Origin of the sequence: Pseudomonas cedrina subsp. cedrina (assembly GCF_001983175.1) — a bacterium.
Lineage (GTDB): Bacteria > Pseudomonadota > Gammaproteobacteria > Pseudomonadales > Pseudomonadaceae > Aquipseudomonas > Aquipseudomonas cedrina.
Map to the genome: position 1 here is coordinate 49324 of NZ_MNPW01000016.1, position 17160 is coordinate 66483.

A 17160-nucleotide genomic window follows, 5' to 3' on the forward strand; every position below is an offset into this window, starting at 1 on the left:
GCATGAAGCTTCGTCGACCAATGCTGGCCAGCTGCTCGGGTTGCCCAGCTTGCCACCTATAATGCCTGCTCTTCAATCCGCGTCGGCACACTGAGAATCTATGGAAAACCTGGGGCTGGGCAAGGTCTTGCTCGTTGAAGACGACGAAAAACTGGCAGGGCTGATCGCGCATTTCCTGTCGCAGCATGGTTTCGAGGTGCGCGTGGAGCACCGCGGCGACGAAGCCCTGGCGGCGTTCCTGGACTTCAAGCCGAAGATCGTCGTGCTCGACCTGATGCTGCCCGGCCAGAGCGGCCTGCATGTATGCCGCGGGATCCGCGCGGTGTCCGACACGCCGATCGTGATCCTGACGGCCAAGGAAGACGACCTGGACCATATCCTTGGCCTGGAGTCCGGTGCCGACGACTACGTGATCAAACCGATCAGGCCCCCCGTGTTGCTGGCCCGTCTGCGCGCCCTGCAACGGCGGCAGGCGCCGGAGCCGACGGTGCGCGGGGCCCTGGCCTTCGGGCGCTTGTCCATCGACCGCAGTTGCCGGGTGGTCAGCCTGGGCGACGACAAGATCGACCTCACCACCATGGAGTTCGAGCTGCTGTGGCTGCTGGCCAGCAATTCGGGCACGATCCTGTCCCGCGATGACATCCTCAACCGTATGCGCGGCATTGCCTTCGATGGCCTCAACCGCAGCGTCGATGTGTATATCAGCAAACTGCGCGGCAAACTCAACGACAACCCGCGCGAGCCGGTGTGCATCAAGACCATCTGGGGCAAGGGCTACCTGTTCAACCCGTTCGCGTGGGAGGTCTAGATGCTGCGGCTCTATATCCGCCTGTACATCATCTTGGCGCTGGGCCTGGCGGGGGCGATCTGGCTGGTCAACTACACTTACGACGAGCTGCTGCCTGAAGCCAATGAAACCTTTAACCGCGAAGCCATGCGTGGCCCGGCCTATGGTTTGGTCGAGCAGTTGCGACCGCTGCCGGCGAGTGCCCGCGAGGCCCGGGTGCGCGAGCTGCAGCCCTATTACGGCCTGCGTCTGGACCTGGTGCAGCGCGATGAACTGGGGTTGAGCCAACGCGAGCGGCAATTGCTGGCGGATGGGCAGTTGGTGGTACGTGGCGATTTCATGGAGTTCATCGCCACGATCGACGGCGGCCCGCAACTGCTCAATATCAAGCTGCCCGAAGAGCCCAAATGGCTGTACCTGTGGGCCTACGGCCTGCTGGGGTTGAGCCTGGCGATCGTGCTGTATTTCTGGGTGCGTCCGCACTGGCGCGACCTGGAACACATTCGCTTGGCGGCGCAACGCTTTGGCAACAACGACCTCAGCTCACGCATCCTGTTGCCGCGCCGCTCCACCGTGCGCGCGTTGGCCGGGCATTTCAACCAAATGGCTGAGCGCATCGAAAGCCTGATCGCCAACCAGCGCGACTTGACCAACGCCGTATCCCATGAACTGCGCACGCCGATTGCACGCCTGTCGTTCGAGCTTGACCAGCTCAAGCAGCAGAGCGACCCGCGCCAGCGCAGTGAATTGATCGCGGACATGTATGCCGACCTCGGCGAGCTGGAAGAAATGGTCTCTGAGCTGCTCACCTACGCCAGCCTGGAGCGTGGCGCCACCCAGGTCACCCGCGAGCGCATCGAGGCCCACAGTTGGCTCGACAGTGTGATCGGCAGCGTGGCGCTGGAGGCTGAGGCGGCCGGCATCCAACTGTCGTTGCGCACCTGTGAGGTGGATTTTATCGAGATCGAACCGCGCTTCATGGCGCGTGCGGTGATCAACCTGCTGCGCAACGCGATCCGCTACGCCGAGCGCCGCGTGGAGGTCTCGCTGGTCAAGTTCGGCAGCGGCTACGAAGTGCGGGTGTGCGACGACGGCCCCGGCGTGCCGGAGGAGGGCCGCTCGAGGATCTTCCAGCCTTTCATGCGCCTGGACGCCAGCCGCGACCGTCGCACCGGCGGCTTCGGCCTGGGCCTGGCGCTGGTGCAGCGGGTGTCGCAGTGGCACGGCGGCCAGGTGCAAGTGCTGGATTCGGAGTGGGGCGGGGCGTCGTTCCGGATGACATGGGCGTACAACGGCTAGAAGGTGTATTCGATCACGCCCATCACCGACGTCTGCAGTCGCCGCTCCACAATCGGACTTTTGCCCGCTTCATCCGCCAGGTACTGCACGTCCAGCAAGGTCGAGAACCGGGTGTGCTCGCTGATCGGCAGGCTCCATACCAGGTTCATGCCATTGCTGATATTGCCCGCACCCGCCTTGTAGGCGTTGAAGCGGCTGCGCGCGGCCTGGCCGGTGGTCACGCCGTACCAGGTCTGCAGGTAGTTGCGGTCGCCAAAATGGCTGCTGAGGCTGGCATCGACGGAGCCGTAGCGGCCTTCGTACAGCTGGGTGCCGAGGCTCAGCTCCAGGTGGGTAAACGCTTTGCCGCTGTCCTTGTGGTCATCTTCCTTGAGGGCGTGCTCCAGGGTGGCGCCGACTATCATGCGGCCCAGGTTGTAGCGAGCACTGACCCCCACTTGCGCACGCGACTTGATCTCGCCCATGCCTTTGAGGCGTTTGGAACCCGCGTGCATGGACGCGCTTTTATCCTTGCGCGATTCGCTGGCGCCCACGTAGGCGCTGAAGCTCAACGCATGGCCTTCGTAGCCCCAGCCCAGGCCTTTGTCGGTGTCGAGGAAAATCCCCCAGGGGCTGACGATGGCTGCGCCGACCACGGGCGTGGTCCTGCGCTCGTCGCTGCCGCTGTAGCGCGGCAGGTTGGCCACGCCGGCCTTGAGGCTGTAGGCCCAGTCCTCGGCCATCACGCTGTCGACGCCGGTCAGCAAGCACAGGGACGTGAAGGACAGGCAAAGGTGTTTGGCATTCATCAGGGTTTTCATGGGCTCAGAAACTCAAGGAGGGGTGGGTACGTTTGAAGGAGTAGCCCGAAGCGCTCAGGCCGTTGACCTGGCGGCTGACGGTGTCGCCCAGGCCGTAGCCGGTGCCGGCGAGCACCGCATGGGCGTTGTCCACGGGCAGCAGGATGTAGTCGGTCAGCGGCTCGTCGTGCAGTTGGCCGCGAATCACCAGGAAACCTTCTTCCAGGCGCACACTGATGCCGCTCAACGGCGCATCGGGTTCGTGGGTATTGAGCACTTGATAGGTGCCGATGGTGTCGGCCCAGGCCAGCGGCAGCGGCGGCGGGTTGATGCGCTCACCAATGGCAACGCGCTGGCCATGGTTGCGCGCGGTGAGCATCTGTCGACCTTGCACGGTGATGACGTCGAGCTGCACGCGACCCAGTTCACCCAGGTCCTTGAGCCAAAAGCCCAGGACCTTTTTTTGCGCGCGCAGCCAGCCTTGATCGTCACGCAGCAGCTCGAAGTCATGGCCGGCCAGCTCGCCGTGCAGCCGATGGGCGTCCTCCTTGATCCGAAACACGCCCCAGGCGGTGGCATAGAACCCGGCCAGGCGTTGGCGGTCGACGGCGGCCGGCACCTGGCGCAACTTGAGCCCGTGGCGGGGCGCCTGGCAGTCGTCGCCGCACACCGGCTCGCCGGTTTGCGCCTGGAGCATCAGGCGCAGGGTATCGGTGGCCAGTGTGGCGACCATATCTTCGGCATTGCTGTCATTGGCCATGATGATCACGGCCAGCTGTTGGTCCGGCAGCAGCGTCAGTTGCGCGGCAAAATCATCACCACCGCCGCTGTGCTGGAAGGCACGAACGCCACGGCCCACCGGCTCGCCACCGCAGGGCGCAAGAAACCAGGCCAGGCCGATCTGGCAATCGAAGTCCAGGGCGTTGCCGGTGTTCTGTTGGGTGAACATTTCATCGATGGAGCGGCTGGCCATCACCCGGTTGCCTTTGTAGAGCCCTTTGGCAAAGAGCATCTGCACGTAATGGCCAAGTTCCCTGGGGCTGGCCCACAAGCCGCCGGCTGCCAGGTCACGGACTTGCGCGTCGGTGCTGGCGATACCGTCCTGATAGCCCTGGGCGCGATAGGCTGTTTGTGCAGCAGTCCCGACAAAGCTTGCGCGGTCCATCTGCAGCGGTTTGAGCAGGCTGTGTTGCAGCTGGACTTCAAATTCTTTTGCGCTGCTGCGCTCGATGGCCGCGCCCACCAGCGCGTACCCCAGGTTGGAATAGGCCACCTGCGTGCCAGGCGGTGTGCTCAGCCAGACGCCTGAAAGGCGCATCGGCATCTGCCCCATGGCGTAGCGATTGTGAAGGTCGCGCAGGTGCTCGCTGGGCAAGCCGGATTGGTGGCTGAGCAGGCGACGCAAGGTGATATCGCGGTCGGCGGCCTGCTGGTCGGTGTGGAAGCGCGAGCGCACATGGAATTCGCGCAGGGTCTGCTGGATCGGCGCGTCCAGCGCCAGTCGCTGCTGTTCAACCAGTTGCAGGGCGGCGCTGGCGGTGAGTAGCTTGGAGATCGCGCCGGCCCGGAAGGCGGTGTTCGGCGTCACCGGCAGGCCCTTGGCTTTGTCGGCCATGCCGAACCCACGGGCCCAGATCAACTCCTGGCCGTTGACCAGAGCAATCGACAGGCCTGGGGTACTGGCCTGGGCCATGTCACGGGGGATGCGGTTTTGCAGGTAGCGGATAATCGCGCTGTAGTCGCCCTTGGGGATCGACGGCGGAGCAGGCGGCTGCCCATGGCAGCCGATACTGCCCAACAGGCAACCGAGCAACGGAATACTGCGCAATGTGCGAAGCATGAAGAGCACCCGGCAGGTGGTTTGGATGCCGGAATGCTAGGGGCACGGCGCCCGGAGGTCTTTGACAGCTTTGTCGAAAAACTGTCAAAGACTGTTAACGGGCAAACCCGGTGGCTCCTGTCAGTGCAATACGCGCTGGAGGAACTGCCGAGTCCTGTCCTCCCGTGGCTCATTGACGACCTGGCGAGCGTCACCGACTTCACAGATCAGCCCGTTATCGAAGAACGCAATCCGGTCTGCGGATTCGCGCGCGAAGGCAATGTCGTGGGTCACCATGATCAGGGTCATGCCGGAGTCCTTGAGTTTGCGGATGGTATCCAACACTTCTCCCACCAGCTCGGGGTCGAGGGCGGAGGTGACTTCGTCGAACAACATGTAGTCGGGCTGCATCGCCAGGGCGCGTGCGATTGCCAGCCGTTGCTGCTGGCCTCCGGACAGGCTTGCGGGGCGCATGTCCGCACGATTGCCCAGGCCGACGAAACTCAAGTGCTCATGGGCCAATTGCATGGCTTGGGCCTTGGGGATCTTCTTGACCAGGCGCGGTGCCAGCGCCACGTTTTCCAGGGCGGTGAGGTGGGGGAACGCGTTGTATTGCTGAAACACGATGCCGAGTTTCTGGCGCAGCTTATTCAGGTCCGTTCCCTTGGCGTGCACATCCGTACCGTCGACCACGATTCTGCCGCCTTGGATCGGCTCCAGGCCATTGATGCATTGCAGCAAGGTGGACTTCCCGGAGCCACTGGCGCCGATCAGGCACAAGACTTCACTTTTGCGGATCGTCAGGTTGACGCCCTTGATGACTTCGATGGGGCCGAAGCTTTTGCGGACGTCCGTGATATCAATCATGGCGCATTACCTTTTCAAGATGGCGGCTGTAGCGGGAAATGGGGTAGCAGATTGCAAAATAGAAGAGCCCGGTACCCGCGAGCACCAGGAGTGCTTCATTGGAGCGATTGATAAGGATCTGCGAGGCTCTGAGCAGCTCGATATAGCCCACCACACTCACCAGCGCGGTATCTTTGGTCAGGCCTATCACCGTGCCGATCCAGCCAGGAAACAAGGTGCGCAAGGCAAGAGGCGCGGATACGTGGCGCAGCGTCTGCCAGTAGCTCAGCCCGAGTGACCGGCTGGCCTTTTTCAATTGGGGCCGGACCGATTGCAAGCCCGAACGGACCAGCTCCGAGGTCAGCATTCCCATGTAGAGACTCAGAACGATGACGCCGATGAACAATGGGCTTATCCCGAAACCGGCCATGGCGAAGAGGCTGTTGACCAGGATGAACTGGATGATCAGCGGGATGCTGCGAAGGACATTGACGAACGGCGCCAGTGCGAGCCGGGCGACGACTGATTCGTGGCGAAGCCAGCCGACCAGCAGGCCAAGCACGGTGCCAAAAAACGTGGCCAGCAGCGTGAGTAACAAGGTGTGCCAGATGCCGGTCAGCACAAACGGAATATCGCCCCAGTGCAAACCTGAATACGCCAATTGAAATTGCATGGTTGTCTACCCCTTGAAAACGCGCCAGAAAGTGAGTCGGGCGCCGCCCTCGATCAGCTTGGACATGAGGTAGTACATCACCGCAGCGATGATGAAGAACTCGAACGTCCTGAATGATTCGGACTGCGCAGCCTGCGTTGCACCCGTGAGCTCGCGCAAGCCGATGATCATGCCCAGCGAACTGTTAAGCAGTGCCCAGTTGAGCTGGTTAACGTACGGGAAATAGACGATTCTGAACAACTGCGGAAAAACCACATGGGTGTAGGCGGCGAACGACGAAATACCCAGTGATCGCGCGGCCGTGTGTTGTTGTTTTGGAATGGCCTGCAGCCCTCCGCGAAAGATCTCGGCCAGGTACCCCGCGTTGTTGAATGACAACGCCAACAGCATCGCCGTGTAGCTGGAGAAGTGCAGCCCCAGCGCACCCAGGCCGAAATAAATCATGTACACCTGAAACAGCGCCGGGGTATTGCGGGCGACTTCAACCCAGGAAGTGGCAAGGGCGTTGCCGAAGCCTTTTTCGTGTTTGCGCAACAAGGTCAGCGCAAGGGCGATCAATGTGCCGATGACCATCGAAAGTACGGTCAGGACCAGTGTCGTTTTGGCGCCCTCGATTAGCTCGGGAAGCTTTTCCCAGACCATGGACCAGTAAAACGTGTATCCAAACATAGCGCAGACTCCGGGCAGGAGCGGCCGAAACGGGCCGCTCGAAGGGTGGGTTAGTAGTCCACGCCGGCTACCGTGAGCGAAGGCGCCTGGCCTTCACCGAAGTACTGCGCATACAACTCTCTGTAGCGCCCGTTCTTGACCTGGGCCCAGACAAAGGTCTTCACCCAGTTGAGCATCTGCGTGTCCGACCTTTTCACGGCGATGCCGCACAGGTCGGGAGGCGTAGGCGCGACGCCCTTGATCGCGAGCGTAGGAAATTGACCGCTCTGAACCAGCGCTGCCGCCGATGCGTTTCCGATGATCACGCCGTCGATCTTGCCTTGGGCCAGTGCCAGGTAGCCTTCCGCTTCGCTGCCGAAACCCGTGTAGCTGCCGTTCTGGTCATTCCAGCCTTTGCGCAGCACCTGGAGCTCCTGCTCGGTTGTCGTGCCCGTGACACCGCCAATGTGGCGGCCTTTCAAATCCTGAAAGCTCTCGATATTGGCGCCTTTGCGGGTGAGCACTACGTTGGTGTAGTTCACGTAGGGCTGGGAAAAGCTCACGCTCATGGCGCGCTGGGGAGAGATCGAGGCGGAGGCAATCAGCACGTCGATACGATTGGATACCAGTGCTGGGATGCGCTCGGAGGAGGGCGTCTCGACAATGACAGCCTTCGCCCCGAGGGCATGGGCCATGTCCTTGCAGTACTGAACATCGTAGCCATCCGGCTCGTTGGCGCGGTTGCGAAAGCCCGCCGGTGGATAGTCGAGCTGCACGCCGCACCGCAGGGTTTTGGACGAAATAACCTGGTCCAGGGTCGAGTTGGCAACGGCTGAAGCCATGAAGGTGGTGCCGGCGAGGGCGAGCAGGAGAGAGGCGCTTACGTGGCGTGCAATGTTCATGTGGATCCCCGATCTGGTTGGCATTGTTTTTAGGGGTGAAGTTGAAGTGTAGGTTGTATCCAATCTTCTAAGTCCAAAAAAATCTACCAAATGTTTATTAGCGGAAAAAGAGCGATAGGGTCTTTTTTTCAAAGCGCGCAGTATAAAAACCTCTATTTATCAAAAAATAGTTAGATATTTCAGTTGGTTAATGGCTATAAAAAAGATGTTGCAGGCTATGAATTGTTTCAGCGTTTGGCAGACGAGAAGTAGTAGGTTGACAGGCTATGTTTAGTGTATCCAATCTACACAAGGCCATTTTGCCGGTCGATCCGACCCTGATCGGATTTCACTGGCGCATCTGTTTCATCTGAGAAGGGTGTGATTCATGAGGCACGTCATCATCATAGGCGCCGGTATCGTGGGGCTCGCAACGGCGCATCACCTGCTGAAGGAAGGCGTCAGAGTCACCGTGGTCGACCGCGACCCCGAAGGTGACAAGGCGTCGTTCGGCAATGCCGGTGGCATCGCGGTCACTGAAGTGATTCCGGCGTCGGTTCCGGGATTGTTCTGGAAGGTGCCCGGCTGGTTGCTGGACCCACTGGGGCCCTTGGCGATACGCCCAAGCCATGCGCCCAGGCTGATGCCGTGGCTGCTGCGTTTCGCCAGCGCGGGCAAGCCGTCGGAGGTCAAGCGCATCGCGGCGGCATTGGCGGTGCTTCACGCCCGGGTCTATGAAGACCTTCTACCACTGCTCGCCGAACATGGCCTGCACGAAGAGCTTCAGCAATTTGGCGCACTGACGGTTTACGAAAAAGCGGCCGCATTCGACAAGGATGCAGCGCAGTGGGACCTCAAGCGAGCTTGCGGTATTGAGGTGCACGCGCTGAATGGTAACGAAGTACGCGACATCGAACCGGCGCTCGGTCCGTCAATTACCCGTGGTGTGTTTACGCCGCAGTGGTCGCACGTCAAGGACCCTAAAGTCCTGGTCGATAAGTTGCGCCAGTCATTGGTAGCCCGAGGCCTTTCTATCCAGGTCGGCGAGGTCTGCGGTATCCATTCGGGCCTGGAGAGCGACACCGTCTCGGTGAGCCTGAGCGATGGCCGCAGGTTATTGGCCGACAAAGTCGTGGTAGCGGCCGGTGCGTGGTCCGGTCTGCTGGCTCGGTGTGTTGGCGACAAGGTCTTGCTGGAAAGCGAGCGAGGCTACAACACCACGCTGCCGACGCCGGGTGTCGCCCTGTCCAGGGAAGTCATTTTCGCCGAACGCCATTTCGTCGCCACGCCATTGAGCTGTGGCTTGAGAATTGGCGGCGCGGCTGAGTTCGGCGGGCTGCACGCCCCGGCGAATTTCGAGCGTTCGCAGGCCTTGGCCAGGCTGGCCGGTCTATACCTCCCCGGGCTGCGGACGGAGGGCGGCACGTGCTGGGCCGGACATCGCCCGGCTACCCCTGACAGCTTGCCCGTCATCGGCGTGTCGCCGCGTAACGCCAACGTAATCTATGCATTTGGCCATGGCCACCTCGGCCTGACGCAGGCTGCGACAACCGGGCGGTTGGTCAGCGACATCGCCCTGGGCAAGCCGTCTCTGGTCGACCTTGCACCCTATGCAATCAGCCGTTTCAACTCCATCTAAAAGGAAGTGCCTATGTCTCGTCATACGTTCTTTTGCATCGATGCCCACACCTGCGGTAATCCCGTGCGCGTTATTACTGCCGGAGGACCTTTGTTGCCCAATGTCTCGATGGCTGAGAAACGCCTGATTTTCCAGCGTGAACATGATTGGGTGCGGCAGGCCTTGATGTTCGAGCCCCGGGGTCACGATGTGATGTCAGGCAGCATTTTGTATCCGTCGTCGCGTGAAGATTGCGACATCGGCGTGTTGTTCATCGAGGTCAGTGGTTGCCTGCCCATGTGCGGTCACGGCACCATCGGTACGGTGACGGCGGCGCTGGAAGCAGGCCTGGTGAGGCCGAAAATCGAAGGCACGTTGGCAATCGAGGCGCCGGCGGGGCGTGTCGCAATCGACTATGTAAGGAATGGTGAAACGGTAGAGCAGGTTCGCCTCTATAACGTTGCCAGCTACCTGCACGCTGCCGACGTTGAGCTTGAGGTGCCGACCCTGGGTCAATTGAACGTCGACTTGGCCTACGGTGGGAATTTCTACGTCATCATCGAGCCGCAGGTAGGTTGGGCGGGCCTGGATTCAATGACCGTCAGCGACATCGTCAGGCTGAGCCCGCTGGTGCGCCAGGCGGCGCAGGCGCTGCTGTCGCCGGTGCATCCGCTGGACAGCCGTATTCAGGGTGTCAGCCATGTGATGTGGTGCGACAAACCCAGAAACCCGCGCGCCCATGCGCGCAACGCGGTGTTTTATGGCGACAAGGCCATTGATCGTTCGCCGTGCGGCACCGGTTCGTCGGCGCGCATGGCGCAGTTGGTCGCGCGCAACCGCTTGAAGGTGGGCGATGAGTTTGTCCACGAGAGCATCATCGGCACGCTGTTTGACTGTCGGGTCGAGTCAGCGACAGAAGTTGGTGCTTTCCCGGGCATCATGCCGAGCGTCGCGGGTTGGGCTCAGGTCATCGGCCATAACACGATCTTTGTGGATGAGCGTGATCCGTTGGCGCATGGGTTTCAACTGGGTTGAAGCCTGTAGTGAGCGGGCTTGCCCCGCGCTGGGCCGCGAAGCGGCCCCAATCGGGACGCTGCGGTGCGTCATTTGAAGTTGAGGCGACTGATTTTGGGGCGGCTTCGCCACCCGGCGCGGGACAAGCCCGCTCACTACAAGCTTCTGTTCCCGCTTGCGTTCAAGCCTGGATTTCTTTGTCGCATTTTTTCTTGAGCAGGGTGACCAGGTCGGCGCCGGCGCGCTGAATGTGCTTGCGCAGGAACTGGACTGCTTTTTTCACATCGCCGCTCTCACACAGTTTGAGCAGCTCACGGTGGTCGACTTCGGCTTCTTTTTTTCCGGCCGTCAGCAACAGCTGCAAACGGATGTAACGATCCGTTTGAATGTTGATGCCTTGAACGATAGCCAGCGTTTGCACACGGTCAGCCGCAGCGTACAGGCTTTCATGAAACAGCCAGTTGAGCTTGCCCCATTGCGCAATGTCATCGTCCAGGTAGGCGGCTTCGAGTTGCGGCAGCAGTTGTTTGGTAGCTGCGAAGTGTGCATCCGTCATGTTCGGCAGGGAGCGTTCCAGCAGCTCCGGTTCCAGCAATGCGCGCAGATCAAACAGCTCCGCGATCTGCTCCAGGGGAATGGACTTGACCACCGATCCTTTATGAATCTGCGTCGTGATCAGGCCGGAGGCTTCCAGTTCCTTGAACGCTTCGCGCACCGGCATGCGGCTGACGCCGTACTCGGTTGCTATCGTTTCCTGGATCAGCGACTCACCTTCCTTGAACTCTCCGTTGAGAATCCGCTCACGCAAGGATTCCGCCAGGGTTTCGGGCAAGCTTTGACGTTTGATGCGCAGGTTGGGCGCAGGCTGTTTTTTAGACATTCTTCAACTACTGACAGGTGAATGGATCCAGGATTCGTGATCCTTATCGGTCGATCATAACCCAGGCGCACCGATGTAGGACCCTTCCAGTAGCTGCGCGCGAAACATTTCAACCCCGATGCTCAGTCAGGGTTCAGTCCGGGCGTCCACTCGGCGGCTGATGCCGAATGGGTTGGCGTCCTGGAGTATTGGGGGCAACAACGTCTCGGGGAAATCCTGGTAAGACACCGGTCGCAAAAAACGATTGATTGCCAGGCTGCCCACCGAGGTGGTGCGAGGGTCTGACGTGGCCGGGAAAGGGCCGCCATGCACCATGGCGTGACACACCTCCACGCCGGTACCAAAACCATTGAGCAGAATGCGGCCAGCCTTTTTCTCCAGGGTCGGCACCAGCGTACCGAGGAGGGGGTAATCGTCGGCACTCGCGTGAACCGCAATCGTCAGCTGCCCCTCCAACGCTTCAATCACCTGCAGCAATGTGTCTGCATCAGGGCAGCGAACAATCAGGGACGAGGCGCCAAACACTTCGTGGCGCAGTGCGGTGTGTGCCAGGAACGCATGCGCACGGGTAGCGAACAGCGCGGCCTGCCCTTGAAGACACTCACCCGGTCGGCCTCGGCCAAGTAGCTCAACACCAGACTGCGCCCGCAGTTTTTCGACACCCTCGCAAAAGCCTTCGTAGATCCCGCGCGTCAGCATGGTTGCAGCAGGTACTGCACTCAGGGCAGTGATTGCCGCCTGCTCGAAGGCGGCGAGTGGCGGACCTTCGATCGCCAGGATCAATCCCGGGTTTGTACAGAACTGGCCTGCGCCCACGGTGAGCGAGGCGATAAAGGTGTCAGCGATAAGCGCGCTACGCTCGGCCAGCGCATGGGGCAGCAGTACGACGGGGTTGATCGCGCTCATCTCCGCGTAGACCGGGATAGGCTCCCTGCGTGCCGCCGCGATATTCATCAAGGTGACGCCTGCGTGTTGCGAGCCTGTGAAACCGACAGCCTTGATTCGGTGGTCGGCAACCAATGCCTGGCTGATGCTGTGCTGCGAATCGAATATCAGGGAAAACACACCCTCTGCAAGATTGCATTCGCGTACCGATCGTTGAATCGCCTGGCCCACCAGCTCAGAGGTGCCTGGATGCGCCGAATGCGCCTTGACGATCACGGGGCAGCCGGCGGCCAGTGCGGACACGGTATCGCCCCCTGCAACCGAAAATGCCAGCGGGAAGTTGGAGGCGCCGAATACGGCAACCGGGCCAATGCCAATATTGCGCAGGCGGATATCCGCGCGAGGCAGTGGCGTGCGTTCAGGGCGTGCCGGATCGATACGCACGTCGAGAAAACTGCCCTCGCGCACGACTGATGCGAACAGCGCAAGCTGGTTGACCGTGCGTGCCCGCTCGCCTTCGAGTCGCTCACGCGTCAACCCGGTTTCGGCCATGCAGCGCTCGACCAATGCATCACCCAGCGCGAGGATATTACGGGCGACGGTTTCCAGGAAAACCGCTCGGTGCTCTGGCAACGTTTCGCGGTAAGTATCGAAAGCCGCCTGCGCCAAGGCACAAGCATTTTCGAGATCGTCTGGCGTGGCGCCACCGAAAGCCGGCGCCAACGTTTCACCTGTAACGGCGTTGATCCCATGGATCTGCCCGTTTTTACCGCGAACTGTCGTCTGGCCGATCAGCATTTCACCGGAAATGGACATAGCAAGCCTCGCTCGATGCAAATGAGAGTGTGGGTCTCTGTTTAGGGAGCGGGCCCCTGGCCAAGGCGCAGGGGCCCGTGGGGGTTACCCGCGAACAGCGAGTATGTCGATAGCTTTCTGCACGGTGCTGATCACGTACTCGCGCTCCTGGCCGACCAGCGCCAGGCGTGGCGCGCGTGTCCACTCCGGAGCGCCGTAAACCAGGTGCTCGGCCAGTTTTATGTATTGCACCAGCTTGACGTGTACATCCAGATGAAAGGACGGCGTGAGGATGTGGTACAGCTCGCGGGCTTCACTGAAGCGTTGCTGGGCGCACAGATCAAAGAGCTTCACGCACTGCGCCGGCCACACGTTGGTCATGCCCGATACCCAACCGGTAACGCCCAGCGCGCTGCTTTCGACGATCAGGTCGTCGACCCCGCAAAAGATACTGAAGCGATCACCAAAGGCCACGTACATGTCGGTCACACGCCGAATGTCTCCGGTTTCTTCCTTGACGCAGACAATCTCGGGAGTATCCACCAGATCCGCCAGGATCGCCGGGGTGCAGTCGACCCCATAGGCGATCGGATTGTTGTAGATCATGATGGGCAGGTCGGTGGCACTGGCGATGCCCTTGTACCACTCCACCGTTTCACGGTGGTCGGTCTTGTAGCCCAGGCTGGGGAAAACCATCAGGCCTTGTGCACCAAAGCTCTTGTAGAGCGCTGCATGTTTCTTCGCGGTGTGCAGGGTGATTTCGGCAAGCCCGCACAGCACGGGCACGCGGCCGGCGGCGACTTCGACCGCCGCGCGAATAACCGACTCACGCTCCGGCAGGCTCATGGACGCATTCTCGCCCAGCATCGGCAGGACGATAACGCCGGAAACGCCGCTATTGATCAGGCGATCAATGCTGGCTCGGGTGGCCACCAAATCGACTTCGCCAGCCTCGGTCAGCTTGGTGGTGACTGCGGGAAAAACGCCTTTCCAGATTGCCATTTCAACTACCTTTTTTGTTGTGGTTTGGGTGTGGTGAAACTGTTGTGTAATTGTCAACTGTATCCAATCTACAATTGCGCAGTTTGGCCTGTCCATCTAAGGCGTGTTTTATTTATGGCAAAAGAATTCAGTGGAGGGCGACGACGAAGTGCCGACACTAATCCTTGAGGTCGGCGGCAACCGTCTGGGTTATGCCATGCCCGGCTGTGAAGAGGGCTACTTCGATGGGGACGCGGTGCGGGTGATTCTTGATGCGCAATGGCTGGTGTTTGGCTACGACATCAGTGAACGCGACACACGCTGGCATTTTATCCATCGCGCCAGCGATCACCTGTGTGCCGTACTGCTCTGGCCACGCTACGAGGTCAATATCCGTCGCTGCGCTGACGGCTGGTTGTTATTCGATGACCAGGGACGCCTGAGCCACATCACCGTGGCCGGTGCCAGCCAGCGAAATGTTAGCCTGAACTGAGCTGCACAGGGGGAATTCGAGAGCCTCTAAGAATTATGGTTTGGCTGTCCCATACTGGTTTCGCTTCCGGCGTTATTGCGCCATCGCCTCGAGGATCCCATGGGCTACCTTCACCCGTTCGGCATTCGGGTAGTTCCTGTTCGCCACTATCACCACGCCCAGGCCCTTGCTCGGCACATACGCCACATACGCGCCAAACCCATTGGTGGAACCGGTTTTGTTCACCAGCCTATCGGCATTGGGCGCCTGTGGCGGGGTCAGCCAGTTGACCTTGTGCGGCTCGATGGCCATTTGTGTCGAATTGCCGGCCACCAATGCCTCAAGCTTGATCGGGTAGGGATACATCTCCCAACCCAGGCCCTGGGTCATGCCTTCGACGGTGTAGTAGCCGGTGTGGGTGATAGCGATAGCCTTTTGCAGCGCAGGGTCCAGCGTCGCCGGGCGCATGTTTACCTGCACGTAGTGCAACAGGTCCGAAGCGCTGGTCTTGATGCCGTAGGCTTCGCTGTCGAGGGCGCCGGGGCCCACGCGCACGGGGTTGCCGTCCTTGCCGTAGCCTTGGGCGTACAGTTTCATCTGGTCATTGGGTACCTTGATGAAGGTGTGCTTAAGGCCCAGTTTCGGCAGCAGGGTGTTCTGCATCAACTGATCGAAAGGCTGCTTCAGGCTTTGCGCCGCCAGGTAGCCGAACAGGCCCAGGCTCGGGTTGGAATACAGGCGGTGGGTGCCTGGGGCGAAGTCGGGTTTCCAGTGCTGGAAGTAGCTGATCATGCGCTGGCTATTATCCGCCTCACGGGGGAATTGCAGGGGCAGGCCACCGGCGCTGTAGGTGCCCAGGTTGAGCACGCTGATGTGCTCGAACGGGCTGCCGCGCAAGGCTGGCAGATACCGGCTGGCCGGGTCGGTGAGGGTCAGGTTGCCGGTCGCCACGGCATACCCGGCAAGGGTGGCGGTGAAGGTTTTGCTCACCGAGCCGATCTCGAACAAGGTGTTTTCGCTGACGGGCTGCCGGGTGTCTTTGCTGGCGACACCGTAGCTGAAGTACGCCGTCTTGCCGTCCTTCACGACGCCGACGACAAGGCCGGGAATGGACTGCTGCTGCATCAGTGGCTTGACGCTGGCGTCCACCACCGCCCGCAGGTCCGGCGCGGCCAGGCAGTTGCCGGCCACGAGGCACAACGCCAGGGCGGTTGAATGGCGTGCTATTAATGGTTGGCGCATGGCGGGTTTCCGAACAGGGGGCAGCGCATTTATGAACGCCTGCCACGTAGTAAAAACCGCATTACACCAGATACTTGCGGAACCAACCTAATGTCCTTTCCCAAGCCAGATTCGCCGCCGCCTCGTCATAACGCGGTGTCGAGTCGTTATGGAAACCATGGTTGGCGCCCTTGTAGATATAGGCTTCATAGGTCGTGCCCGCCGCCTTCAGCGCCGTCTCATACGCAGGCCAGCCCTCGTTGATCCGCGTATCCAGTTCGCCGAAGTGCAGCATGATCGGCGCCTTGATCCGTGGTACGTCCTTGGCTTCTGGCTGGCGCCCGTAAAACGACACCGCCGCGCCCAACTCCGGATAAGCCACCGCGGCCGCGTTGGTCACGCCGCCGCCATAACAGAAGCCCGTGATGCCGACCTTGCCGGTGCTGCTGTCGTGGTGCATCAGCCATTCGATGGCGGCGAAGAAATCGTTCATCAGCTTGGTCGGGTCGACGGTCTGTTGCAGCGCCACGCCTTTCTCATCGTTGCCGGGATAACCGCCGACCGAGCTCAGGCCGTCGGGAGCCAGAGCGATAAAACCGGCCTTGGCCAGGCGTCGGGCGACGTCTTCGATATAGGGGTTCAGGCCACGGTTTTCGTGGACCACCACCACGGCCGGCAATTTGCCTGTAGCCTTGGCCGGACGCACCAGGTAGCCGCGCACGCTCCCGTTGCCTTTGGGTGAGGGGTAGGTGATGTAGTCGGCGACGATATCCGGGTCGGTGAATTTCACCTGTTCGGCCAGGGCATAGTTGGGGCTCAGCGCCGCCAGCAGGGCCGAGGCGGTGAGGCCGCCAAAGGTGAACAGCGCGGCGCGGTCGAGAAACTCGCGGCGGTAGATCTTGCCGTGGGCGTAGCCGTCGTAGAGCTCCAGCAGTTCGGGTGCAAAGTCTTTGGCGGTGAGACGAGTCATCGGTGCAATCCTCGATTGGCGGTGGCAATCAATGTAGACCAGGTTCAGCCCTCGCGGCCATGGGCGGCGGCGGCCAGTTGCGCGGTGTCGACCCGCACGAACAGCGAGTCACCGATTGCGGTGAGCACGTCGCCGGCGTATACCTCGCAGACCACGCGGCTTTTACGGCCCACGTCGCCTTCCACCCGCGCGCGCAGGGTCAGCGGGATGCCCATGGGGGTGGGCTTGATAAATTTGATGCCCAGGTTGCCGGTGACGCAATCGATACGCGGCAGGCTGCCCGGTTCGCGGTGTTCGGCCTGGTAGTGGTAGGCCATGGCGGTCCAGTTGGAATGGCAGTCCACCAGCATGGCGATCAGGCCGCCATAGACCAGGTCGGGCCAGCCGGTGTAATAGGGCTCGGGTTGATACTCGGCGATGACGTGGATGCGGTCTTCGTCCCAGCGGCTCTTGATGTGCAGGCCGTGTGGGTTGCTGGCGCCGCAGCCGTAGCAGACGCCTTCCGGGGCCGTGATGTCTTGCAGAGACGGGGAATGCATGCAAAGTCCTTATTGTGGTGAGCGGCTACTCTGTTTAGCAAAACAGGCGCCTG

General features: G+C 60.9%; 17 protein-coding genes. 5 read left to right on the forward strand and 12 right to left on the reverse strand.

Annotated elements, in window-relative coordinates:
* Nucleotides 1-100 precede the first annotated feature (100 nt).
* Both BLL36_RS26730 and BLL36_RS26735 read left to right on the forward strand, forming a co-directional pair.
* On the forward strand, nt 101-808 hold the full coding sequence (locus tag BLL36_RS26730; RefSeq protein ID WP_076954605.1) for a winged helix-turn-helix domain-containing protein: 708 nt from the start codon (nt 101-103) through the stop codon (nt 806-808).
* On the forward strand, nt 809-2086 hold the full coding sequence (locus BLL36_RS26735; protein ID WP_076954606.1) for an ATP-binding protein: 1278 nt from the start codon (nt 809-811) through the stop codon (nt 2084-2086).
* On the opposite strand, the gene BLL36_RS26740 is transcribed toward BLL36_RS26735, so the two are convergent.
* From BLL36_RS26740 to BLL36_RS26765, 6 genes are all read right to left on the reverse strand, one after another.
* Complete coding sequence (locus tag BLL36_RS26740; RefSeq protein WP_083735342.1) at nt 2083-2874, reverse strand: MipA/OmpV family protein; 792 nt, start codon at nt 2872-2874, stop codon at nt 2083-2085. The two genes, BLL36_RS26735 and BLL36_RS26740, sit on opposite strands and share 4 nt — an antisense overlap.
* A gap of 16 nt (nt 2875-2890) precedes the next feature.
* Nucleotides 2891-4705, reverse strand: coding sequence for a serine hydrolase domain-containing protein (locus BLL36_RS26745; RefSeq protein WP_076954608.1), 1815 nt, complete (start codon nt 4703-4705; stop codon nt 2891-2893).
* 120 nt (nt 4706-4825) lie between these two features.
* Nucleotides 4826-5551 carry an amino acid ABC transporter ATP-binding protein gene (locus BLL36_RS26750; RefSeq protein ID WP_076954609.1) on the reverse strand — a complete coding sequence of 242 codons (726 nt, stop codon included), beginning with the start codon at nt 5549-5551 and terminating at the stop codon, nt 4826-4828.
* Nucleotides 5544-6203: an amino acid ABC transporter permease gene (locus BLL36_RS26755; RefSeq protein WP_076954610.1), complete on the reverse strand. Its 660-nt coding sequence runs from the start codon at nt 6201-6203 to the stop codon at nt 5544-5546. The genes BLL36_RS26750 and BLL36_RS26755 overlap by 8 nt, the downstream gene beginning before the upstream one ends.
* Nucleotides 6204-6209: 6 nt before the next feature.
* Complete coding sequence (locus BLL36_RS26760) at nt 6210-6872, reverse strand: amino acid ABC transporter permease (protein WP_076954611.1); 663 nt, start codon at nt 6870-6872, stop codon at nt 6210-6212.
* 50 nt (nt 6873-6922) lie between these two features.
* A complete protein-coding gene (locus BLL36_RS26765; protein ID WP_076954612.1) occupies nt 6923-7753 on the reverse strand; it encodes a transporter substrate-binding domain-containing protein in 831 nt (276 codons plus the stop codon).
* A gap of 367 nt (nt 7754-8120) precedes the next feature.
* On the opposite strand from BLL36_RS26765, the gene BLL36_RS26770 reads away from it, so the two are divergent.
* Both BLL36_RS26770 and BLL36_RS26775 read left to right on the forward strand, forming a co-directional pair.
* Nucleotides 8121-9371 carry an NAD(P)/FAD-dependent oxidoreductase gene (locus BLL36_RS26770; RefSeq protein ID WP_076954613.1) on the forward strand — a complete coding sequence of 417 codons (1251 nt, stop codon included), beginning with the start codon at nt 8121-8123 and terminating at the stop codon, nt 9369-9371.
* A 12-nt stretch (nt 9372-9383) separates the two neighbouring features.
* The gene (locus BLL36_RS26775; RefSeq protein WP_076954614.1) at nt 9384-10385 is read left to right on the forward strand and encodes a 4-hydroxyproline epimerase; all 1002 of its coding nucleotides are present in this window, start codon (nt 9384-9386) and stop codon (nt 10383-10385) included.
* Nucleotides 10386-10545: 160 nt separating this feature from the next.
* Here the strand turns inward: BLL36_RS26775 and BLL36_RS26780 are convergent, their stop codons facing one another.
* The 3 genes from BLL36_RS26780 to BLL36_RS26790 all read right to left on the reverse strand — a co-directional run bounded on the left by BLL36_RS26780 (nt 10546) and on the right by BLL36_RS26790 (nt 13926).
* Nucleotides 10546-11244 (reverse strand): GntR family transcriptional regulator, encoded by a 699-nt coding sequence (locus BLL36_RS26780; protein ID WP_076954615.1) that lies wholly within the window; start codon nt 11242-11244, stop codon nt 10546-10548.
* A 126-nt stretch (nt 11245-11370) separates the two neighbouring features.
* Nucleotides 11371-12945 carry an aldehyde dehydrogenase (NADP(+)) gene (locus BLL36_RS26785; RefSeq protein WP_076954616.1) on the reverse strand — a complete coding sequence of 525 codons (1575 nt, stop codon included), beginning with the start codon at nt 12943-12945 and terminating at the stop codon, nt 11371-11373.
* A gap of 84 nt (nt 12946-13029) precedes the next feature.
* On the reverse strand, nt 13030-13926 hold the full coding sequence (locus BLL36_RS26790; RefSeq protein ID WP_076954617.1) for a dihydrodipicolinate synthase family protein: 897 nt from the start codon (nt 13924-13926) through the stop codon (nt 13030-13032).
* A 148-nt stretch (nt 13927-14074) separates the two neighbouring features.
* Here BLL36_RS26790 and BLL36_RS26795 point away from each other — a divergent pair, with 148 nt between their 5' ends.
* Complete coding sequence (locus tag BLL36_RS26795) at nt 14075-14398, forward strand: hypothetical protein (RefSeq protein ID WP_231998980.1); 324 nt, start codon at nt 14075-14077, stop codon at nt 14396-14398.
* Between the two features lie 72 nt (nt 14399-14470).
* On the opposite strand, the gene ampC is transcribed toward BLL36_RS26795, so the two are convergent.
* From ampC to BLL36_RS26810, 3 genes are all read right to left on the reverse strand, one after another.
* Nucleotides 14471-15619, reverse strand: coding sequence for a class C beta-lactamase (ampC, locus tag BLL36_RS26800; protein ID WP_076954618.1), 1149 nt, complete (start codon nt 15617-15619; stop codon nt 14471-14473).
* A gap of 61 nt (nt 15620-15680) precedes the next feature.
* Complete coding sequence (yghX, locus tag BLL36_RS26805; protein WP_076954619.1) at nt 15681-16568, reverse strand: YghX family hydrolase; 888 nt, start codon at nt 16566-16568, stop codon at nt 15681-15683.
* Between the two features lie 44 nt (nt 16569-16612).
* Nucleotides 16613-17107, reverse strand: a complete 495-nt coding sequence (locus tag BLL36_RS26810) for a PaaI family thioesterase (protein WP_076954620.1) — start codon at nt 17105-17107, stop codon at nt 16613-16615.
* Nucleotides 17108-17160 lie beyond the last annotated feature (53 nt).